We start from the raw sequence: 20,755 nt of genomic DNA, 5'->3' as shown, positions 1-20,755 counted from the left end.
TATTATATGAATAAGACAGCATTTGTCAGTGGGGCTTCCCGCGGAATCGGCCGGGCGGCAGCAAAGAGTCTGGCACAGGCAGGATATGATTTGCATATAACATGCAGGAAGTCCATGCAGCAGCTTCTGGAAGTGAAAAAGGAGCTGGAAATGAATTATGGAATCCGCTGTATGGCATATACTTGCAATATGGGCAACTATGAAGAGGTAAATCGCGTATTTGAATCGATTTCTTCTTTAGAGGTACTAGTAAATAATGCGGGTGTTTCCTATATCGGTTTATTATCGGAAATGGAAATCGCCCAGTGGCAGGAAGTTATGGACACCAATTTGAATTCTATTTTTTATACTTGTAAATGTGCGATTCCCCTTATGCTTAAGAAGAAAGCGGGAAGAATTATCAATATATCCTCCGTTTGGGGGAATGTAGGAGCTTCTATGGAGGTAGCCTATTCCGCCTCAAAAGGCGGGGTGAACAGTTTGACAAAGGCTCTCGCCAAGGAACTTGCGCCGAGCCATATTTGCGTAAATGGAATTGCTTGCGGGATAATTGATACTAAGATGAACCAGTGCTTTGATGAGGAAGAAAAGAGGGCTTTGGCAGAGGAAATACCGGCGGACCGTTTTGGAAGCCCTGAGGAAGTAGCGAAGATGATTATGCAGCTTGTGGATGCTCCGGAATATATGACAGGGCAGATAATTACCATAGATGGCGGGTGGTATTGAAGTAAAAGTGAAAATTAGAAAGAAAGAGGTAATGTTTATGTATGATTTAATAATTATCGGTTCAGGACCGGCAGGATTGTCAGCGGCGATATATGCGAAAAGAGCAGGGCTTAAAACTTTGGTCTTAGAAAAAAGTACCATGAGCGGAGGACAGGTGCTTACCACTTATGAAGTGGATAATTACCTGGGACTTCCCGGAATCAATGGTTTTGATATGGGGCTGAAGTTCAGAGAACATGCGGATAATATGGAAATTGAATTTGTTGAGGCAGAGGTGCTCGGTATTAAGGGCGTTGATGAGTGCTCAACAAAGGATATGAAGGCAGCCGGTATGGAACTTGCTGCTTGTGAGAAGAAAAGTGCACATTTAATAGAAACGAGTCAGGGAAATTATGAAGCGAAGACAATTTTAATCGCTACGGGAGCATCTCACGCTAAGTTAGGAGTGGAGGGAGAAGAAAAGTTTTCCGGAATGGGTGTTTCTTATTGTGCTACCTGTGATGGGGCTTTCTTTAGGAACCGTACAGTTGCCGTTGTGGGTGGTGGTGATGTTGCGGTAGAAGATGCTATTTTCTTAGCGAGAACGAGTAAGAAGGTATATTTAATTCATAGACGAAATGAGCTTCGGGCGGCCAATATTTTACAGGAAAGCATGAAGCGGATTGAGAATATAGAGGTAATTTGGGATACAGTAGTAGAAGAGATAAAGGGAGAAGACCAGGTACAGAGTATCCTCCTTCGTGATTTAAAGACGGAGGAACAAAAGGAACTCGCGGTAGATGGAGTATTCATTGCGGTAGGTATCCATCCTAATACGGAAAGCTTCGAAGACGTTGTAGAGCGTGACGAGAGAGGCTATATCGTTGCGGATGAGGATTGTGCGACGGGAACTCCCGGAATCTTTGTTGCAGGGGATGCCAGAACGAAGAAACTCAGACAGATTATTACGGCCGTAGCCGACGGTGCCAATGCGATAACGAGCATTCAAAGTTATTTTCTATAGAAGAGCGGAGTGAAGCAATGCATAAAATAAGCATTATTGTTCCTGTTTATAATGTAGAAGCCTATCTAAGGCGATGTGTGAATAGCCTGGTAAACCAGAGATATGAAAATATAGAGATTATACTTGTAAACGATGGCTCCCCGGATAATTCGCCAGCTATATGTGAGCAATATGCGAGAGAGGATAAGCGAGTGAAGGTGATCCACAAGGAAAATGGAGGATTGGTCTCTGCTTGGCAAGCCGGTGTAAAGGTGAGCGAGGGGAAGTATCTCTGTTTTGTGGATAGTGATGATTGGGTAGAACCGGATATGCTTTCAAAAATGATTCCTCTTGTTGCTGCAGCACAAGGGGATGTGAATAGAAAAGAAATTATTTGCTGCAATTTTGTAATTAACCGCCTTAACGAAGAGGATGCCAAAGCTGGGAGAAATGGAGTAGAGACGAAGCATTACCATGATCTCGCTCCGGGGGTATATGAAGGAGAGTTGTTGGAAAAAGATATAAAGAACCATTTGCTCGGGCATGAAAACCGCAAAATTTCTATGTCCAGATGTATGAAGCTTTTTTCCAGAAGTTTGATAGAAGATAATATGAAGTATTGTAATCCTAAGATTACGATGGGGGAAGATGTTAATATTGTTTTACCGGCATTGCTCGATTGTCGGCGGTTGGTTATCATGGAGGACGCATTATTTTATCATTATTTTTATAATAATGAATCTATGGTTCATAAGTATGATAAGAAGATGTATGAAGGAATACGCATGTTGTATTCTGTCATACAAGATATCTTTAAGGATAAAAAGAGAAAAAATGGGGAACTGCAAAGTAGGAAGGAGTATGTTTATCTCTTGCTCCTTGCGTTAAAAAATGAAATTAGAGGTGGAAGGAAAGACTATCTTCTTAAAGTACGTGAAATTTGCAGGCAGAATCGGGAGATTGTAGAAAAAACTCCGGTTATTGTGGAAAATAAAGTGAACAGATTTTTATATGCTATATTGAGAAGGCCGTGCTTTTTTTCTGTTAAGGCGGCGCGATTATTGTTTATCTTATATGATATGCGACGGTAACAGTTCAGATAGGTCTGCGCATTTACTGCGCTGACCGTAAGAAAACGTAAATGCTGCTGGCAAAAATCCCATCGCCGTAGGCGATTCTCATGGATTTTTGCATGTAACAGTGAAGGTATCTGAACTGTTATATACGGCGTTAGTGTTAGTAAGGAGCAATTTTATTAGTTTGGGAAGAATACAGGGGAGAAGAATGAAGCAATGACAGAAAATGAAACCAGGGAAAATAAAATATTACTATATATGCATGCAGGAAGTGGTAATCATGGCTGTGAAGCGATTGTAAACAGCGTGTGTCATATGTCGAAGAAAGCGCTTGTAGTATTGACCAATAGTGAAGCGGAGGATCGAAAGTATTCGTTGGCCTGCGTGAAGGAGGCGCCCCTATGTGAATTAGTGCAGGAAAGGCATTTTTCAAAGCATAGAATCGCTCATGTACTGTATTATATATGGAGGAAAGTGAAGAAGGATCCGGAATCTTTTCTTCGTTATCGATATCGTGCTGCGTTTGGACAGAAAATTTATCCGCTCGCTATTTCGATTGGCGGCGATAATTATTGCTATGATACGATGATCAAAGATTTGGTTCTGTCAAATAAAGCATTTAATGCACGAGGAACGAAAACGGTGCTCCTGGGATGCTCTATTGAGCCGGAGCTTTTTAATAAGAAGGAATGGAAGGACATGCTCACGGAGGATATGAACCGTTACCATGCGATTATTGCGAGGGAGTCTATGACTTATGCTGCGCTGAAGCAGGTAGTACCGGAAGAGAAACTTTTTCTTTTTCCGGATCCGGCGTTTACATTAGGAAAAAAGGAACTTCCTCTCCCGGAAGGTTTTGCGCCGGGGAATACAATAGGTATTAATGTCAGTCCTATGATACAAGATAATGAGAGCACAAAAGGGATTACAATGTCTAGTTATCAGGCGCTGCTTCGTCATATTATTAAGACTACAGATATGCAGATTGCCTTGATTCCTCATGTGGTATGGGAGAGAAATGATGATAGGAAACCAATTGCGGAGCTATATGAGGCTTTTAAGGATACGGGTAGAGTGATTGTAATTGAAGATGCGACTTGTGAAGAGTTGAAAGGATATATTGCAAGATGCCGTATGTTTATCGGGGCGAGAACTCATGCAACAATTGCTGCTTATTCGTCATGTGTCCCCACACTGGTGGTAGGGTATTCTGTGAAAGCAAAAGGAATTGCTAAAGACCTGTTCGGTACATATGACAACTATGTTATACCGGTGCAGCAGTTACAGAGCGTAGATGCCTTAATCGATGCCTATGAATGGATGTCTGACTATGAAGAGGATATGAAAAAGCATTTGGAGGAAGTTATGCCGGATTATATAAATAAGGCGTTGAAAACAGGAGAAGAAATAGAAAGGATATGGAATTGTATAGTTAAAAAGTAACTGGAAAATATATCCTGTCGTTGACAAAGTATTACAAAAATGCTATATTATTTTACAGATGTAATAAATTTGTAACAATTTTAACACTAGTGTTAATAATTAGCGGAGGGTATTTCCTGTATGAGACAGAAGAACGTGAAAATTGTAATGTGTGCCGTGACAGCAGTTCTTACATTTTCAAGTATTGACATGAAGATAAATGCAGCGGCGGATGTGACGACGGTATTGCCGTCTGTAGGTATTGATTATACATTGGCATCAAATGCAACGTCCTTGAAGACAATAAAGGATGTAGCGGAGACAGAAAAAGTAGTATCAGGAAGTACAACGAGTACAAGTGTATCGAGCAATGGATCTAAAACAGATGCACAGACAACGGGAGCAAGCGTTACAAAGGCCTCCGCAGATGAAACAGCTAGTGCAGAGAAAAAAGTCATCGAAGAGACAAAAAATGTAGATACATCCAAAGTCGATGAACATATCTTAAAAAGTGTAGAGAAAAAATTAGATAAAAAAGCTGAGGAAGAAAGCTTCAAGAGCCTCGTTATTGCGAAAGTAAATGATTATGTTAATGTAAGAAGTACTCCGAGTGAGGACGGTGAAATACTTGGAAAGCTTTATGACAAATCAGTAGGAGCATTCATCTCTGAATCCAATGGATGGTATGAAATTAGTTCCGGTTCTGTGACAGGCTATGTGAAAGCGGAATATTGTGTGACAGGTGATGCGGCAATCGAGTTAGCGAAAGAAGTCGGAACGAGAATTGCAACAGTAACAACAACGACATTAAAGGTACGGGAGCAACCGGGTATGGATGCTGCAGTACTTGGTTTGATACCGATTGAAGATCAATTAATAGTAACGGAAGAAATGGAAGGCTGGATCGAAGTAAATATTGAAGAAGGCGATGGCTATGTTTCTACCGATTATGTGAATCTTTCTACCGAATTCGTAAAGGCGGAATCCAAGGAAGAAGAAGCAGCAAGGCTTGCTAAGGAAGAAGCGGAAAGAAGAGCAGCACAGGCAGCGGCAGCGAGAGCATCGCAGTCTAATAATTCCTCTTCTAAAGAGACGATTACATATGCGTCCAGCGGTGGCAGCAGTACAGGACGTTCGGTTGCTGATTATGCCCTTCAGTTCGTTGGCAATCCTTATGTATATGGTGGTACGAGCCTTACGAATGGAGCGGATTGTTCCGGATTCGTTATGAGTGTCTATGCGAACTTTGGTGTGAGCCTGCCTCATTCATCAGCAGCAGATAGAAATGTAGGTTCTGCAGTAAATGGTTTGGAGAATGCACAGCCAGGTGACCTTGTATGTTATTCAGGTCATGTGGGTCTGTATATAGGAAATGGTCAGATTGTTCATGCGTCTACCTCTAAAACAGGTATTATCGTGTCAAATGCGAACTATAGAACACCGCTTTCTGTAAGAAGAATTTTTTAATAATATGATTAATACGAAGAGGATGTCTGGATTTGAGACATCCTCTCTTTTATGAAACGCATGCCCTTTTGACCTTGGTATCATATAATAAGTACTATAAAAGTTTCAAGGAGTAATCATATGGATTATTATATCGGAGAATCTGCCGATAATCAAATCGAGATAGGGGAAGGCGCTATTCCTTATATTACTGACTCAAGGCAAGAGGCAATTGATAATACACTTTTCTATACGACGAGGTGGACCAGTAAGAATATGCAATTCGCGCTTATGTCTGTACCCGTCAATACAGAAACAGGTTTGGATGTACACTATAATTCGGATCAGTTTTTATATATTGAACAGGGAGAGGCATTTGTTTTCATGGGTTCTTGCTATGACTGCATTAACATTCAGCATCGAGTATTTGAAGGTTATTCTATAATCGTTCCGGCAGGTGTATGGCATAATGTGGTGAATATCGGAAGCTTGGATTTAAAAATGTATAGTATGTATGCTCCGGCTATGCACTCCTATAATACTGTTTTCAGGACAAAAGAAGAATGGTTCGATCATTATGAATTTTGATAACCATCCAAAGAATAATTTTGAAAAAGCAACTTGACAATTTCTAACTTGTACAAGATATACAAATGACACAATTTAGTTATATAATAAGTGTAATAAAGTGCACAAGTTATCCACATAGGAAAAGAGCTAAAATAGGGCATTAATGACTTATGCACGGAGTTATACACATTATCCACATGTTTTCAGCATAAAGAAAGCTAATTTTTATGCTAACCTTGCGAACGAGCGTTTTGTATAGTTCTAATAAAAATGTATTTTCTGTCAGAAAATGTCGAAAAAACTATTGACTTTATTAAAGTCTTAAAGGTAAAACAAATTGGGTAAATTGTTGTACAAGGGAGTAAAAATATGGTATAATGCTTGTACAATAATCCAACGAAAGGATGAGTGATATGAAGTTTATTATAGCAGGTAAAAATATTGAGGTTACAGAAGGATTACGGACAGCAGTCGAGGATAAAATAGGTAAATTGGGGAAATATTTTAACCCGGAAACTGAAGTACATGTAACATTGAGTGTAGAAAAAGATAGACAGAAGATTGAAGTGACAATACCGGTGAAAGGAAGTATTATTCGTTCGGAGCAGGTAAGCAATGATATGTACGTTTCCATTGACCTGGTGGAAGAGATTATCGAAAGACAGCTTAAGAAATATAAGAATAAGCTGGTAGATCAGAAGCAATCGGTGGGATTTTTCAAGAAGGAATTCATTGAGAATGACTATATGGATGAAGAAGAAATCAGAATTATCCGTACGAAGAAATTCGATATTAAGCCGATGTATCCGGAAGATGCATGCATTCAGATGGAACTGTTAGGACATAGCTTCTTCGTATTCTGCAATGCGGAGACTGATCAGGTAAATGTTGTATATAAGAGAAAGGGTAATACCTACGGTTTGATTGAACCTGAATTATAGAATTCGGAAAACTTATAGAAGAATATAAAAGGGCTGTGGTAAAATGGATGAGTTATCATCGATGGGACACAGTCCCTTTTTCTCTTTTGGATAACTATGAAGGAGAGTAAAGTTACTTTAATATGCAGAATTATTTATACGAAAAGCTATTCTGATCTGCTTATAGGGCATAGAAGCCTTGTTTTTTACATATATTGCAATGAAGTGTACCGGACGGTGAAGTATGCAATATTTAAAAAGAATAAAAAAGGCAATCATAATCGAGGGAATTCTTCTTTTTGGTTTTGCTATTGTCTGGGCTTCCGGATATCTACGAGAAGGTATTTATGAAAAGGATGTGCCGGATCATGAGGACCAGGCGATAGAAGTGGAAGTGTTTGCGGAGAAAAAATTCATTAAATGGGTGGATTTCAATATCACTTATGAAGCTTTGTGTGAAGCGTATAAGTGGGATGTGGAGACTTATCAGGAATCGTTGGAGGATAAGTCTGTAGTACATGTTGATTGGATTGAACTCCTTGCCTATGTAGGAACAAAGCATGGGGGGAGTTTTCCCTCCGGCAGCGTAGCTGAGATTAGGAAAACAGCAGAAAAATTAAAAACAAAGGAAGCGACCATAAAAGAACTGACTAAGGACATGGAGTATTATGCCTATTATTTGGAAGCATATACAGCAGTACTCGATGGCTTCGTGGGAGAATATGAGATTCAGAAGGCTACGGAGAGCGGAGCCGTGGAATGGCAGAAATGTTACGGATTAAAGGCCTTTTCGCCTGTAGCAAAGGGATTTGCTTATAACGATTATGATGACTTTGGAACCTCCAGAAGCTATGGATATTCCAGACCGCACCTTGGGCATGACATGATGGGACAGACGGGAACACCAATTATCGCAATCGAGTCCGGTTATGTAGAAGCCATTGGTTGGAATCAGTACGGGGGCTGGCGTCTGGGCATCCGAAGCTTCGATGGGAAGCGGTATTATTATTATGCTCATCTTAGACAGAATTTCCCTTATTTCAAGGAGTTGGAGGAGGGAAGTGTAGTGACTGCCGGCCAGGTTATCGGCTATATGGGGCACACGGGATATAGTACGAAGGAAAATGTGAATAACATTAAAGTGACGCATCTGCACTGGGGATTACAACTTATCTTCGACGAATCACAAAAAGAGGGAAATAACGAAATCTGGATCGATTGTTATCAGTTGACGAAATTCTTGTATAAGAATCGTTCGGAAACAATGAAAAACGAGGAAACGAAAGAATGGTATCGGATTTATGAGATGAAGGATCCGGCAGTGGATGCATATGTAAAGAGAGGAAATGGGTAAAATTACTCATTTCCTCCTTTGTTATTATAATCTATTTATTGGGGAATATTTTACGGAGAATGTATTAAGGCTGGAGAGATTATAATTGAGGATACGCCGAAGTTATGGAGGTCTGGTACAGAAGAGTAGCTTAAAGAAATTAGCATATGTGTAGAGTTTTACTGAATAATTTTAGTAATATTTACTATTGCATAATACGAACCAATGTTCTATATTGCCAATGCCGCATGCGAAGTAACTATTAACTAATTATTCAGGAGGAAAAAATAATGGAAACTTTAAATAGTGTATATGCTCCCTATATCGGAGCGAATGGAAATTGGTATGTAGATAATGAAGATACCGGAGTAAAGGCTCGGGGACCCATCGGACATCAGGGACCGGTAGGCCCTCAAGGTGAAATTGGCCCTATGGGTGAAACCGGTGACAGAGGGCCTCAAGGTCTAACGGGAGATACCGGTGCAACAGGTTCTCAGGGCCCTCAAGGTGAAAAGGGCGATAAAGGGGACAAGGGGGATACCGGTCCCCAGGGGGAGATAGGTTTAACTCCTTCACTGGCAGAAAATTTAACCACAGTAGTTCCGGGAGAGGCCTTGGATGCTACAATGGGCAAGGTATTAGATGATAAGATAAAAGATCTAAACAATGGTTTAAAAAATAAAGCAGATATCCGCCCGGTGAAACATACATCCGTCCAGTCATTTAACCATGGAATAACAGGAAGTGTATCTCTAATAAAATACGGTTCCATTGTAATAGTAACTGCGTCATTATCAACGCCTATTGTCATTAAAAATGAAACTATTCTATTTTCAGACAACAGCATTAATGCAACATTCGGATTCCCCGAACACGATTACCATTGCTGTTTGTCACATTTTGTCAACGATATACCGGATGGTACTGTTGGTACAATGTCGATAAAACCGGATACTGGTTTAAGAATTTCATTTCCTGCCGTCGGACAATATAGAGGTGTGCTTGTGTATTGTGTCAAATAAGTTGGTGTGATAATACCAGATTACTAAATCTTTAAAAACTTTAATAAATAAAAATTTATAACCTAAGAGCTGATAGAGAGAAATCTTTATCGGCTCTAAAATTTATAGAAAAAAGGGATTTGAAGGAACACAATAGCTTGTGTGAACGTATGATAGTAGTAGAGCAGTCTACGAAATCGGCACATCACAATATCGATGAAATTGCCGAGGAAAGGAAATATTTTATGAAAAATAATGAATTTGCAAAATGGGCGAAGGCAGCAGGAATCAGAGCGATTAAAACAGTGGCACAGACGGCAGTAGCCACAATAGGAACGGCAGCCGTTATGTCGGAGGTAAATTGGGTAATAGTGGCATCCGCATCGGCACTGGCTGGGATATTATCTTTGCTCACATCGACAGCGGGACTACCGGAATTGAAAGAATAAGGAGTGAAAAGCATAATATTTTCAATTCTGCAAATAATATTGCAATTGTTTTTTATATTGGAGGTATTTTATGCTTTTAATTAAGAATGGTATCGTATACACAATGGCGGGTGATTTAATTGATCCGGGAAATGTACTGATAGAAAATGGTAAAATAATAGAAGTAGGTAAGGAAATTAGAACAACTTTAAAACCGGATACTTTTGTTATTGATGCGAGTGACTTATGGGTAATGCCAGGCATAATCGATGCCCATTGTCATATAGGAATAACGGAAGAGAAGGATGGAATAGAAGGAGATGATTGCAATGAAGCGACCACTCCGGTAACTCCTTACTTGAGAGCCATAGATGCCATCAATCCCTTTGACCCGGCCTTTCATAATGCTTTACAGGCAGGCATAACTTCCGTTATGGCCGGACCGGGAAGCTCAAATGTTGTAGGCGGCCAGTTTGCCTTTTTGAAAACACATGGAAGAGTAGTTGATAAAATGGTCGTTTTGGCACCCGCTGCAATGAAAGTAGCCTTTGGAGAGAATCCGAAGAATAATTTTAAAGAAAGTAATATGAGTCCGATAACAAGAATGTCTATAGCGGCATTGCTAAGACAGGAGTTGTTCAGAGCATCACAGTATAAGCTGAAAAAGGAAAAAGCAATAAATAATAATGAATACTTTGAGGAAGATTTTAAATTGGAATCATGGATGCCTGTTCTGAATAAACAGATACCATTAAAGGCTCATGTCCATCGTACTGATGATATATTAACGGCGATACGAATAGCAAAAGAGTTTGATCTCGATATGACATTAGATCACTGCACCGAAGGTCACATTATTGCGGATGAAATAAAACAAAGCGGGTTTTATGCAATAGTCGGTCCTGATTTGTCTTCCAGAAGTAAGCTTGAAGTACAGAATGCTGATTTTAAAACCCCCGGAGTTCTAACAAAAGCAGGGGTGAAAGTGGCAATTATATCGGATCACCCTGTTACGCTTATTCAATATTTGCCTTTATACGCCGGTCTGGCAGCTAAAAAAGGATTAGGAGTTATAGAAGGGCTTAAAGCGATTACAATAAATCCTGCAATTATTTGTGGAGTTGCAGACAGAGTCGGAAGCTTAGAAGTGGGAAAAGATGCAGATATAGCTATCTTCACAGGTAATCCGATGGAAATTTCAACAGAAACCGTCTATACGATAGTGAACGGAGAAATAGTATTCCAGGTAAACAGTTAGAAAGGTAGTCAGATAATCAAATGACTACTTTTTGTATGTCTCGCCGGCATTTATAAAAACCGAAAAGTGTAGCAAGCTAGAGAACCCGGAATATATTTATAATAGCTAATAATGAAGGGAAATACACGTATGGCTATTAGAATATTTATTGATCAAGGACATAATCCCAGCGGATATTTTAACAGTGGTGCAGAAGCAAACGGCTTGACAGAATCGGAGATAAATTATCAAGTGGGATTATATTTACAGAATATGTTAAATAATGATTCGCGGTTCGAAGCACGTGTATCCAGGCCGGAACCAGATACTGTTTTGGGGACAAACAACACCACCAGCCTGGCAGAGAGAGTCCGTATGGCCAATGAGTGGCCGGCAGACTACTTTATCAGTATTCACTGCAATTATAACCCTAATCCTATCTACAATGGGACAGAAGTGTACATTTACCAATATGGTACTCAGGCCCAATGGCTTGCAGAACAGATAATGGATGGAATAACTCAGGTGACCGGAACGAGAAATAATGGAATAAGGGAAAACTCTTCTCTGTATGTTTTAAGAAATACAAATATGACATCAAATCTTGTGGAATTGGCATATTTGAGCAATCCTTCCGATGCAGAAAAATTGCGTAATAACCAATACGGATTTGCTTATGGCATTTATATAGGATTGCTTCGGTACTTTGGTTTTGCTTGATGGGTAATGGCAATGAGATTTATTTTGGATAAGTTGATGATTTCAAATGTGAATGAACGTCTTAGTGTAACTAAGACGTTCAACAGACATTGCATATAGGGAAATAAAATTCCGGTATACCGGTTGAATATGGAGCAATATCATACTGTTGGTAATAAATAATGCCATTCAAGGGCTGCAAGAAAAAGTTACTTGCATTAAAGTTATCCCTCAATAAAAATTTATAATTATCGAAGTATATGCCTGGATCTCCCTGTAATCTTTCTGATATCTGTTGCTGAATGCATTCTTGCAAATCGATCAAAGAGTCCGGTGTGAGGGGATATACATCGCCCAGTTGCATTAATTTTCCGGTTTTAAGATTCCATGTATTCGATTTACGTATTGTATTGCCGTGTGCACCGCCGGTATAAGTGTAAGTGTCCATATAGAGACTAATAATGCAGCACTGATTATATGTTACTGTAAAATCAACCATAAATTCATAGTTATTGAATGGTCTATCTGTGGAATCCTTTGCATTTTCTCGAGCCATTTGGTATAAGACCGTGCGGCAATAATCTTCACTGGCTTTTGCATTGAGATAATAAAAATTATTTATGTTTTTTGCGGATTCTGATCTGGATACAATGCACGGATAATAAATTTTATATTTTAATACAGGTATATCATCATAATACATAGTAGCTTCAAGAGATTTTCGATAAATATTTTGCATAATAACACCATAACTTAGTAGTTGTTTTAATATATGCATAAATGATCAGAATGACAAAGGAATCTTATTCTTATATTGATGCATCAATAATATCTTGTAGGTATCCAATCCTCGGTTCTTTCAAAATTAGTATTGTATGGAAGAAATGGGGGTGCAATGGTCAGGGACATTTTCAAATCAACATTCCCGATATTAAAAATATCGTGCCAGGTTCTGGATGGGACCAATATAGAAAATCCGGTATGAGCTTGAGCTTGAAAATTAAGGTGTTCCTGACTCGTACCCATCATAACTAAAGCAGTTCCCTGCTCAATGTAATAAGACTGATCTGTATTTATACGCATATCTACTCCTGCGTTACCATTGACCGGAATTGTCATAAGCCCCAGCTGCATATAGAGACCAGTCCAATGGGCAGTAAAAAAGTTGGTATTGGTCATGACGTCTCGTCTTAAATTTGTTACAAAGGGAATGGAGGGCTGATTGACGTTGCTTGAGCGGCCGGGAAATATATCCATATTGTTACTCCTTGTGAGATTAGATAATAGTATTATATGAACCGGTTGCACTAAGTTGTATAAGATATTAATTGCTTTAATAGATATTATTTTATATCTATCGCTTTTTACTTTTATCATCCACACAAAAGAGGCAGCGCAATGCAGGATATTCCTTGTGCTGCCTTCCTATGAGAAATATGGGGTTAGATTAAATATTGATCTTGATATAAGTTTTTGATTAAGGTTCATGGTGTGAAAGCCATTCTTCTTTCGTTGTGTATGTGGTATTATAGGAATGAAAAGTAGGGGCATACACCGTAACCATTTTCAAATCCACCTGTCCTACGTTTACTACGTTATACCAGGCTCCTGCAGGGATAAATATTCCGAAACCGGTATGCACAAGTGCTTGAAAATTAAGGCATTCCTGCCAGTTGCCCATAGTTACCAGCCCACTGCCCTGAGTAACATAAAAAAACCGATCTGAGTTTTGATGCATATCCAATCCGGTTTCAGAACGGACAAGAACAGACATGAGTGCAAATTGTATATTCCTGCTGGTCCACTTTGTAGCAAAGAAGAGATTGTTATTTATGGCATCTAATGCCAAGTTAGTTACAAAGATACTAGATGCCTCGCTCGCAAAGCCGGAATAGTCGGAGGATTCATCCGTGTTAAAATCCATGTTATTACTCCTTGAAATTTCTTGCAGTAATATTATATGCATTTCATGTTGAAAAGTGAAAAATTTTGACGAAATTTAAGGCTTTGCAGACTGTGATTTATTCTTCCTTCTCTTTTGAAATCACTTCAAGAATGTTTATCAAGTCATAAACAGAATTCAAACTTACATTACGTTTTAAAATATTGTTCTTTAAATCAATAGACAGTGTTTCGAATTTTTCCCGGAGTTCCGGGGACACATAGGATGCCATATTATCACCTCACAGATAGTATGCGTAATAATTTGAAATTTATTTACTATAGATGTACCCTTAAGGTAATGCATCTCCATTGGAGACGATGAAAAATGAGTAATTTCACCAATTTCCCCCTTTGTTTCTTAGTGAATTGGTGTATTGACGAAGCTGCGTATCAATTGCTAATATGAACATATGGCATTTCACTACAGTTGTATAATAAGGAATAGCGTGGACAAAAGTGTGGGTATAGCGAAACGAGAAGAAATTACCGGGAAGTTAACAATTAAAGATGTGGCAGAAAGCTTGGGAGTTAGCGAAAGCACTGTATCCAGAGCGATTTCGGGTAAGGGGCGAATCGGTGAAGCCACAAGAAAAAAGGTATTTGACTATATCGAAAAGCATAATTATATGCCGGGAATTAATTCAAATGGATTGATTTCCGGAAGAACTCATAATATTGCGTGGGTAATGCCCGGGGATTGTGACACGGTAGAGATTCCCTTTTTTCAACATTGTATGCTGGGCCTTTTGGAGGTAGTGGAAACTTTCTCCTATCACCTTATCGTTACGGTAAGCGGCTGGAGTGATATATCTCACCTGGAACATTTGGTGAATAACCGTAAGGTGGATGGGGTTGTGCTGGCGAGAACGAATGTGGATGACCTGGCTATTAAATTTCTTAAGGAAAAAGGAATTCCTTTTCTTACGATAGGAAGTTATGATGACAATGAAGTAATTCAAATTGACCATGATCATCGATCGGCCTGCGAAGAACTGACTTCTATGTTGCTTCTTAAGGGGTATCAGAGAGTTGGGCTAATTGGCGGCAGCAGGAAGTTGATTGTAAATCTAAATCGTTACCAAGGCTATGCGGATGCGCTGACCAAGGTTGGCAAAGTACCTAATTCCAGTTTGATTTATATGGATGTGGAGAACTATGTGGCGGCAGAAATCGCTGTAGAAGAGTTGCTTCGCAAAGAAGTGGAATGCATTCTTTGCATGGACGATGCGATTTGTCTCTATGTTCTTAATAAATTGCATAAGGAGATGATAGAGGTGCCTCGCCATATGAAGGTGAGCTCCTTTTATAATAGCAATTTGCTGGAAAGCCATATTCCCGCGGTTAGTTCTATTGAATTTGATGCCAGAGAGCTTGGGAGGAATGCCGGGAAAATATTGATCGATTATATGGAAGGCAAGGCGGTCGAGACGAAGAATCTGCTAGGTTATGAGATTGGCTTAAAGGAATCAACGAAGAGTAATTAAAATAGTGTATCATTATAAATTGTTTGCGCAGTTGCCTGTTCATGTTGTTTGAGCGATAAATAAACATGAAGAGGGAAAATATGATAACATCTGGAATTATAAAATACGAGTTAATAAAGAAAAGTTTCCTAAAGAAGAATTCTTTAGAAAAGGATAGTAAAAAAATAGCAGGGGTGTCCATGCGCACCTCTGTTTTTTGTACGATAAAAGCAGGAAATGAAGAAGATACAGGCGGGAGATATCGATCAGACGACCGGAAAGGAGCGCAGCATTATGGATAATAAGAAGATGAGTTATGCGGAGATTGCGCAGAAGTTGGGTGTGTCAAGAACGACTGTTTCTCGGGCTATGTCGGGAAAAGGGCGTATCGGCAAAGAAACAAAAAAGATGATACGGGAATATGCAGTTAATGTTTGTGGTTATCCGGACCTGTTCTTCGAAGAAAAAAAGGATATGACGAATAATATTGCGCTGGTCATCCCCAGTAACTGGCGGCTTATTGATTTGCCCTTCTTTCAGAGGTGCATGATAGGGATTACGGAGATTGCCATGTTGAATAATTATGACACAATCATTGTCATGGCCGGAGACAGGGATGTGGGAAGCCTTGAAAGGATTGTAAATAATCATAAGGCAGACGGCTATGTGCTTGCCAGAACCTACGTGGATGACGTGTTTGTGAAATACTTAAAAGAAGCTAAAGTTCCCTTTGTGACCATTGGAAGTATTGATGATCCTGAGGTCATACAAATCGATAATGATCACGAAGAGGCGTGCAGGGATATGGTCTCTACAATGGTTCTAAGGGGAATGCGCAAGATTGCGATGATTGGCAATAACAGAAGCCATATGGTTACGAATGCAAGATTCAATGGCTATTGCTCGGGGCTGGAGGACAACCATATCGGAGTAAATCCTGATTATGTATTTTTAGATGTGCATAATAAGCTCAAGGCGGAGAAAATAGTGGATGAGATCATTATGAAAAAGATTGATGGTATACTCTGTATGGATGATACGTTATGCAGGTGGATTTTAACGAAGCTGCGGCGGGAACATATGCGAGTACCGGGGCAGGTGAAGGTTGCTTCTTGCTATGATAGTGAAGTATTGGAAGATTATACGCCTTCTATTACATCCATTCGCTTTGATGCGATTGAGCTTGGCAGCGTAGCATGTAAGGTTTTATTGGATTTGATTCAGGGTAACCGTGTGGATATTAGGACGCTTTTGGGATATGAGATTATTTTCAGAGATTCGACAAAGTAGGATGGGGAAAGTAGGAATAAAGAAAGGAGAGTGCGCATAAAGAAAATAAGGTTGCGCAATAGTGCGCAAATGAGCGCATAAAAAAATAAAATTTATATGCAAAAGGTAAAAAAATAAGCATAAACAAAAGTATATTCTGTCAATAGACAATAATTATAGAATTTAGTATGATTAATTTCAGAACAAGCAATTGCGCAAACGGTAGCAAAGTTCTAATGATGCAAAGCAGATTACCTATTAAATAATCAATTGGGAGGAAAGAAAATGAAGAAAAAACTTGTAAGTGCCATTTTGACGGCAGCATTATCCGTTTCCTTATTGGCAGGCTGCGGGGGGAGCTCCGAGACGGCAAATTCTGAAATCACAGCTACGACAAAGGAAAGCAATACAGAGGCAGTTTCAGATGTAGAAACATCTAACGAAGACACACAAGACGCTTCCGCGGAAGCGGCAGGTGAAGAGAAACTGACGGTATGGTGCTGGGATCCGGCATTTAATATCAATGCGATGAACAAGGCGGCAGAACTTTATCAGAAAGACCATCCGAACTTTGTTCTCGAAGTGCTGGAGACACCGTGGGAAGATGTACAGACGAAGTTGACAACAGCAGCAACTTCGGGCAATCTCGATACTCTGCCCGATATTCTGTTAATGCAGGATGCCGCTTTCCAGAAGAATGTTATCAGCTATCCCAATGCATTTACGAACTTAACGGATAAATTGGACTACAGTCAGTTTTCTTCCGGTAAGGTGAGTTTTTCCACAGTGGATGGAATGAACTTCGGTGTTCCTTTCGATAACGGTGCGGTAATTGCATCCTACAGAACGGATTTATTGGAACAGGCAGGCTTCACCATTTCTGACTTTGAAAATATTACATGGTCCGAGTTCATTGAAAAAGGAAAAGTAGTTCTTGAGAAGACGGGTAAACCAATGCTTTCTTGTGTGGGTGGAGAATCCGATATTATCGTTATGATGCTTCAGTCTGCAGGAGGCGGCTTCTTTAACGATGAAAACCTGGCACAGATTGTAGATAATGCAATTTTGGAAGAGGTTATGAGTACCTATGCTGAATTGGTAAAAAGCGGTGTTCTCGTGGAAGTGAATGACTGGGATTCCTATATCGGTACTTTGAACAGCGGAACAGTTGCCGGAACAATGGCCGGATGTTGGATTATGGCTTCTATCCAGGCGGCAGATGATCAGGCAGGAAATTGGGCAATAACCAATATGCCGAGATTAGATAATGCAGCGACGGCAACAAATTATGCGAATCAAGGTGGATCTAGCTGGGCAATTACATCGAATTGCAAGAACATTGACCTTGCAGTAGATTTTATGGGTTCCACATTCGGCGGAAGCGTAGAATTCTATGAATCCATTTTGGATACAGGAGCCATTGCATGTTACTTACCGGCTGGTGAAAGCGATATGTACGGAAAGGCGAATGATTTCTTCGGTGGAGATGCCGTATATGCGAAGATTATCGAATTTGCAGGAAACATTCCCGAATGTGAAACAGGCGTTTATTTCTATGAAGCTCGCGATGCGGTTGCGACAGCAATTACCAATATCGTTTCAGGCTCAGATGTGGCAAGCGAATTGCAGATGGCTCAAGATACCGTTAACTTCTCGATGGGAAGGTAAAGAATTATCTTGAAGTTTAAAGAAAGAAATACTAAGACAAAGGAAAAGGGGACGGTCACAAAGGCCGTTCCCTGGTAATGACCGTATGGACCAACTTATGATATTTGCAGCAATAAGTGCCTTTTTCGTAAAAGGGATGTGTGGATTCGCCAATACGCTTGTATTTACGACGATGACTAGCTTTCGATACCCTAATATAGATATTACGCCGGTAGAGCTTATCGTGGGATATCCGACCAATCTCGTTATTGCATGGAAGGAAAGGAAGAATACGGATATAAAAATATGGCTCTTTCCGGCGATACTCGTATGCCTGGGAAGTATTCCCGGAATGTTGTTTCTAAAGAATGCAAATGCACAGCACATAAAGCTGATTTTTGGAATGATAGTTATGATTCTCGGAGCAGAGATGCTCGTTAGAGAGTATTATGCGGGACGAGGCAAATCTTCCAAAGCGGTACTTTTTCTCATCGGCGCTCTTTCCGGCCTCATCAGTGGTTTATATGGAATCGGTGCTCTTCTTGCTGCTTATATGAGCAGGACAACGAAAAATAGCGGTGCCTTTAAAGGAAATATTTGTATCGTATTTATGATAGAAAATACTTTCCGGATTATTATTTATCTATTGTCCGGAATTATCAATAAAGAGGTTTTTGTAAAAGCGGCCTATCTTATGCCATTCATGGCGGTGGGGCTGGCCGGAGGCTTAATGGTATCGGGTTTTATGCCTGAGAAGATAATAAAACGGCTTGTTATTATTATGCTCATTATTTCCGGTGCAGCATTAGTTATAAAAAACATTTCGGTATAGGTAGAACAAAAGGAGAGGAGGAAGACAGATGAAAAAGAAATTGACTTTAGGACAAAAGCATAATTTAACGGGATGGACCTTCTTAACACCTGCGGTAATTCTAATTGTAATTATGAGCTTTCTTCCAATGGTTCAAGCACTCATTTTGTCTTTTAAGACTGGTATAGGCGCAAATATGTCCTATACAGGAATTACTAATTATATGCGGATGTTTAAGGATGCAGTTTTTATGCAGTCCTTGAAGAACAATTTTTTCTACCTGATCATCCAAGTGCCGATTATGCTCATTTTGGCACTTGTACTGGCATCTATGCTCAACAATAAGGATTTGAAATTTAAAGGGTTGTTCCGTACGGCGATTTTCCTCCCTTGCGCCACATCCCTCGTATCCTATGCGATTATATTCCGCTCTTTATTTGCGGTGGATGGTTTTGTAAATAATGTTTTGATCGATCTCGGTTTTTTACATACAGGCTATAATTTTCTGGGGCATCCTTTTAGCGCAAGGATTATCATTATTATTGCCCTTGTATGGAGATGGACGGGATACAACATGGTGTTTTATCTGGCAGGACTACAGAATATTGAATATTCCATCTATGAAGCAGCCAAGATAGATGGTGCTTCTCCTTTCCAGAGCTTTCGTAAGATTACGGTTCCTCTTTTGAAGCCGACCATTCTTCTTACGGCAATTATGTCTACAAATGGCACCTTACAATTGTTTGACGAATCGATGAATTTAACGAACGGCGGACCGGCTAATGCGACGATTACTATGTCACATTATATTTATAACGTATCCTTTAAATATGTGCCGAACTTCGGATATGCGGCATCCATGTCTTATCTGATTCTCATATTGGTGGCAGTGTTGGCATTCGTACAGATGAAAGTAGGTGATAAGCGTGACTAATAAGACAAAAATGACAGTATCTTACATATTTTTGACAGTTGTGTCGTTGTTTTCTATATTCCCGCTTTACTGGATGGTCATAGCTGCTACGAATAAAAGTGTGGATGTTGTGCGGGGGACATTACTTCCGGGAACTTATTTTATTGAGAACTTGAAGAATCTCCTGGCCTCTCAGAATGTGGGGACGGCGATGCTTAATTCCTTCCGCTATTCTGTTGTGCTCACCTTGCTTTCTTTGGTTGTTTGTTCTTTGGCAGGATATGGGTTTGAGATTTACCATGATAAGGGAAAAGATACGGTGATGTCGATTATTCTGCTGGCAATGATGGTGCCTTTCGCGGCAACTATGATCCCCCTGTTTCAGATGTTTGCCCAGGCAAGGCTGCTGAATACAGCGTTAGGCTTCGTACTGCCTACGATATCTACGCCATTCCTTATTATGATGTTTCGCCAGAGTGCCCGGTCGTTTCCTCATGATATTATCGAGGCTGCCAGAATTGACGGACTGAGCGAACTTTCCATTTTCTTTCGGATGTTCATACCGACTATGCGTTCCACTTATGCGGCAGCGATGACGATTACTTTTATGAATGCATGGAACAACTACTTATGGCCGAAGGTAATTATGCAGGATAATAAGAGTATAACGATGCCGATGTTGGTGGCAAATTTGAAAGAAGGATATTTTACCGACTATGGAATGCTAATGCTCGGTGTGTTATTGTGTACGATTCCCACAGTTATTATCTTCTTCCTGTTACAGAAGAGCTTTGCGGAAGGCATTACCGGGGCGGTCAAATAAAGAGTAAAATAGAAAAATTTGATAAATAAACGAGTGTAAAAGGAA

The 20,755-nt window shown here is 39.9% G+C and carries 23 protein-coding genes; 19 read left to right on the top strand and 4 right to left on the bottom strand.

Features of this window, described 5'->3' with window-relative positions:
* Positions 1–6: 6 nt before the first annotated feature.
* The 12 genes from ymfI (at position 7) to RBB56_RS05740 (ending at position 11,861) form a co-directional block, all read left to right on the top strand.
* Positions 7–726: an elongation factor P 5-aminopentanone reductase gene (gene ymfI / locus RBB56_RS05795; protein WP_306721435.1), complete on the top strand. Its 720-nt coding sequence runs from the start codon at positions 7–9 to the stop codon at positions 724–726.
* A gap of 37 nt (positions 727–763) precedes the next feature.
* Positions 764–1,729 (top strand): NAD(P)/FAD-dependent oxidoreductase, encoded by a 966-nt coding sequence (locus RBB56_RS05790; protein ID WP_306721434.1) that lies wholly within the window; start codon positions 764–766, stop codon positions 1,727–1,729.
* Positions 1,730–1,746: 17 nt separating this feature from the next.
* Positions 1,747–2,799, top strand: coding sequence for a glycosyltransferase (locus RBB56_RS05785; protein WP_306721433.1), 1,053 nt, complete (start codon positions 1,747–1,749; stop codon positions 2,797–2,799).
* 201 nt (positions 2,800–3,000) lie between these two features.
* Complete coding sequence (locus tag RBB56_RS05780) at positions 3,001–4,227, top strand: polysaccharide pyruvyl transferase family protein (RefSeq protein WP_306721432.1); 1,227 nt, start codon at positions 3,001–3,003, stop codon at positions 4,225–4,227.
* Positions 4,228–4,347: 120 nt separating this feature from the next.
* Complete coding sequence (locus tag RBB56_RS05775) at positions 4,348–5,673, top strand: C40 family peptidase (protein WP_306721431.1); 1,326 nt, start codon at positions 4,348–4,350, stop codon at positions 5,671–5,673.
* A gap of 120 nt (positions 5,674–5,793) precedes the next feature.
* Positions 5,794–6,240 carry a cupin domain-containing protein gene (locus tag RBB56_RS05770; protein ID WP_306721430.1) on the top strand — a complete coding sequence of 149 codons (447 nt, stop codon included), beginning with the start codon at positions 5,794–5,796 and terminating at the stop codon, positions 6,238–6,240.
* A gap of 395 nt (positions 6,241–6,635) precedes the next feature.
* Entirely contained in the window at positions 6,636–7,163 is a 528-nt protein-coding gene (gene hpf / locus RBB56_RS05765) for a ribosome hibernation-promoting factor, HPF/YfiA family (protein WP_306721429.1), read from the top strand.
* A gap of 223 nt (positions 7,164–7,386) precedes the next feature.
* Positions 7,387–8,496, top strand: coding sequence for a M23 family metallopeptidase (locus tag RBB56_RS05760; RefSeq protein ID WP_306721428.1), 1,110 nt, complete (start codon positions 7,387–7,389; stop codon positions 8,494–8,496).
* 269 nt (positions 8,497–8,765) lie between these two features.
* Positions 8,766–9,497, top strand: a complete 732-nt coding sequence (locus RBB56_RS05755) for a hypothetical protein (protein WP_306721427.1) — start codon at positions 8,766–8,768, stop codon at positions 9,495–9,497.
* A gap of 224 nt (positions 9,498–9,721) precedes the next feature.
* Positions 9,722–9,925 carry a holin gene (locus tag RBB56_RS05750; RefSeq protein ID WP_306722101.1) on the top strand — a complete coding sequence of 68 codons (204 nt, stop codon included), beginning with the start codon at positions 9,722–9,724 and terminating at the stop codon, positions 9,923–9,925.
* A 70-nt stretch (positions 9,926–9,995) separates the two neighbouring features.
* Complete coding sequence (locus RBB56_RS05745) at positions 9,996–11,162, top strand: amidohydrolase (RefSeq protein ID WP_306721426.1); 1,167 nt, start codon at positions 9,996–9,998, stop codon at positions 11,160–11,162.
* Between the two features lie 129 nt (positions 11,163–11,291).
* Positions 11,292–11,861, top strand: coding sequence for an N-acetylmuramoyl-L-alanine amidase family protein (locus RBB56_RS05740; protein WP_306721425.1), 570 nt, complete (start codon positions 11,292–11,294; stop codon positions 11,859–11,861).
* A 79-nt stretch (positions 11,862–11,940) separates the two neighbouring features.
* On the opposite strand, the gene RBB56_RS05735 is transcribed toward RBB56_RS05740, so the two are convergent.
* From RBB56_RS05735 to RBB56_RS05720, 4 genes are all read right to left on the bottom strand, one after another.
* Positions 11,941–12,579 carry a DUF3298 and DUF4163 domain-containing protein gene (locus tag RBB56_RS05735; RefSeq protein WP_306721424.1) on the bottom strand — a complete coding sequence of 213 codons (639 nt, stop codon included), beginning with the start codon at positions 12,577–12,579 and terminating at the stop codon, positions 11,941–11,943.
* An 83-nt stretch (positions 12,580–12,662) separates the two neighbouring features.
* Positions 12,663–13,019: a cupin domain-containing protein gene (locus tag RBB56_RS05730; RefSeq protein WP_306721423.1), complete on the bottom strand. Its 357-nt coding sequence runs from the start codon at positions 13,017–13,019 to the stop codon at positions 12,663–12,665.
* A gap of 298 nt (positions 13,020–13,317) precedes the next feature.
* Entirely contained in the window at positions 13,318–13,764 is a 447-nt protein-coding gene (locus RBB56_RS05725) for a cupin domain-containing protein (protein ID WP_306721422.1), read from the bottom strand.
* Positions 13,765–13,861: 97 nt separating this feature from the next.
* On the bottom strand, positions 13,862–14,014 hold the full coding sequence (locus tag RBB56_RS05720) for a hypothetical protein (RefSeq protein ID WP_306721421.1): 153 nt from the start codon (positions 14,012–14,014) through the stop codon (positions 13,862–13,864).
* Between the two features lie 216 nt (positions 14,015–14,230).
* On the opposite strand from RBB56_RS05720, the gene RBB56_RS05715 reads away from it, so the two are divergent.
* The 7 genes from RBB56_RS05715 (at position 14,231) to RBB56_RS05685 (ending at position 20,710) form a co-directional block, all read left to right on the top strand.
* Positions 14,231–15,268 (top strand): LacI family DNA-binding transcriptional regulator, encoded by a 1,038-nt coding sequence (locus tag RBB56_RS05715; RefSeq protein ID WP_306721420.1) that lies wholly within the window; start codon positions 14,231–14,233, stop codon positions 15,266–15,268.
* Positions 15,269–15,348: 80 nt separating this feature from the next.
* A complete protein-coding gene (locus tag RBB56_RS05710; RefSeq protein WP_306721419.1) occupies positions 15,349–15,549 on the top strand; it encodes a hypothetical protein in 201 nt (66 codons plus the stop codon).
* Entirely contained in the window at positions 15,485–16,537 is a 1,053-nt protein-coding gene (locus RBB56_RS05705) for a LacI family DNA-binding transcriptional regulator (RefSeq protein ID WP_306721418.1), read from the top strand. The genes RBB56_RS05710 and RBB56_RS05705 overlap by 65 nt, the downstream gene beginning before the upstream one ends.
* A 264-nt stretch (positions 16,538–16,801) precedes the next feature.
* Positions 16,802–18,184, top strand: coding sequence for an ABC transporter substrate-binding protein (locus tag RBB56_RS05700; protein WP_306721417.1), 1,383 nt, complete (start codon positions 16,802–16,804; stop codon positions 18,182–18,184).
* Between the two features lie 85 nt (positions 18,185–18,269).
* Entirely contained in the window at positions 18,270–18,995 is a 726-nt protein-coding gene (locus RBB56_RS05695) for a sulfite exporter TauE/SafE family protein (RefSeq protein WP_306721416.1), read from the top strand.
* A gap of 28 nt (positions 18,996–19,023) precedes the next feature.
* Positions 19,024–19,908: a carbohydrate ABC transporter permease gene (locus tag RBB56_RS05690; protein WP_306721415.1), complete on the top strand. Its 885-nt coding sequence runs from the start codon at positions 19,024–19,026 to the stop codon at positions 19,906–19,908.
* Between the two features lie 10 nt (positions 19,909–19,918).
* Positions 19,919–20,710, top strand: coding sequence for a carbohydrate ABC transporter permease (locus RBB56_RS05685; RefSeq protein WP_306722100.1), 792 nt, complete (start codon positions 19,919–19,921; stop codon positions 20,708–20,710).
* The last annotated feature ends 45 nt before the right edge of the window (positions 20,711–20,755 follow it).

Origin of the sequence: Kineothrix sp. MB12-C1 (genome assembly GCF_030863805.1) — a bacterium.
GTDB lineage: Bacteria > Bacillota > Clostridia > Lachnospirales > Lachnospiraceae > Kineothrix.
The sequence above is the reverse complement of the archived record's forward strand: the minus strand, read 5'-3'. Positions and strand labels throughout refer to the sequence as shown.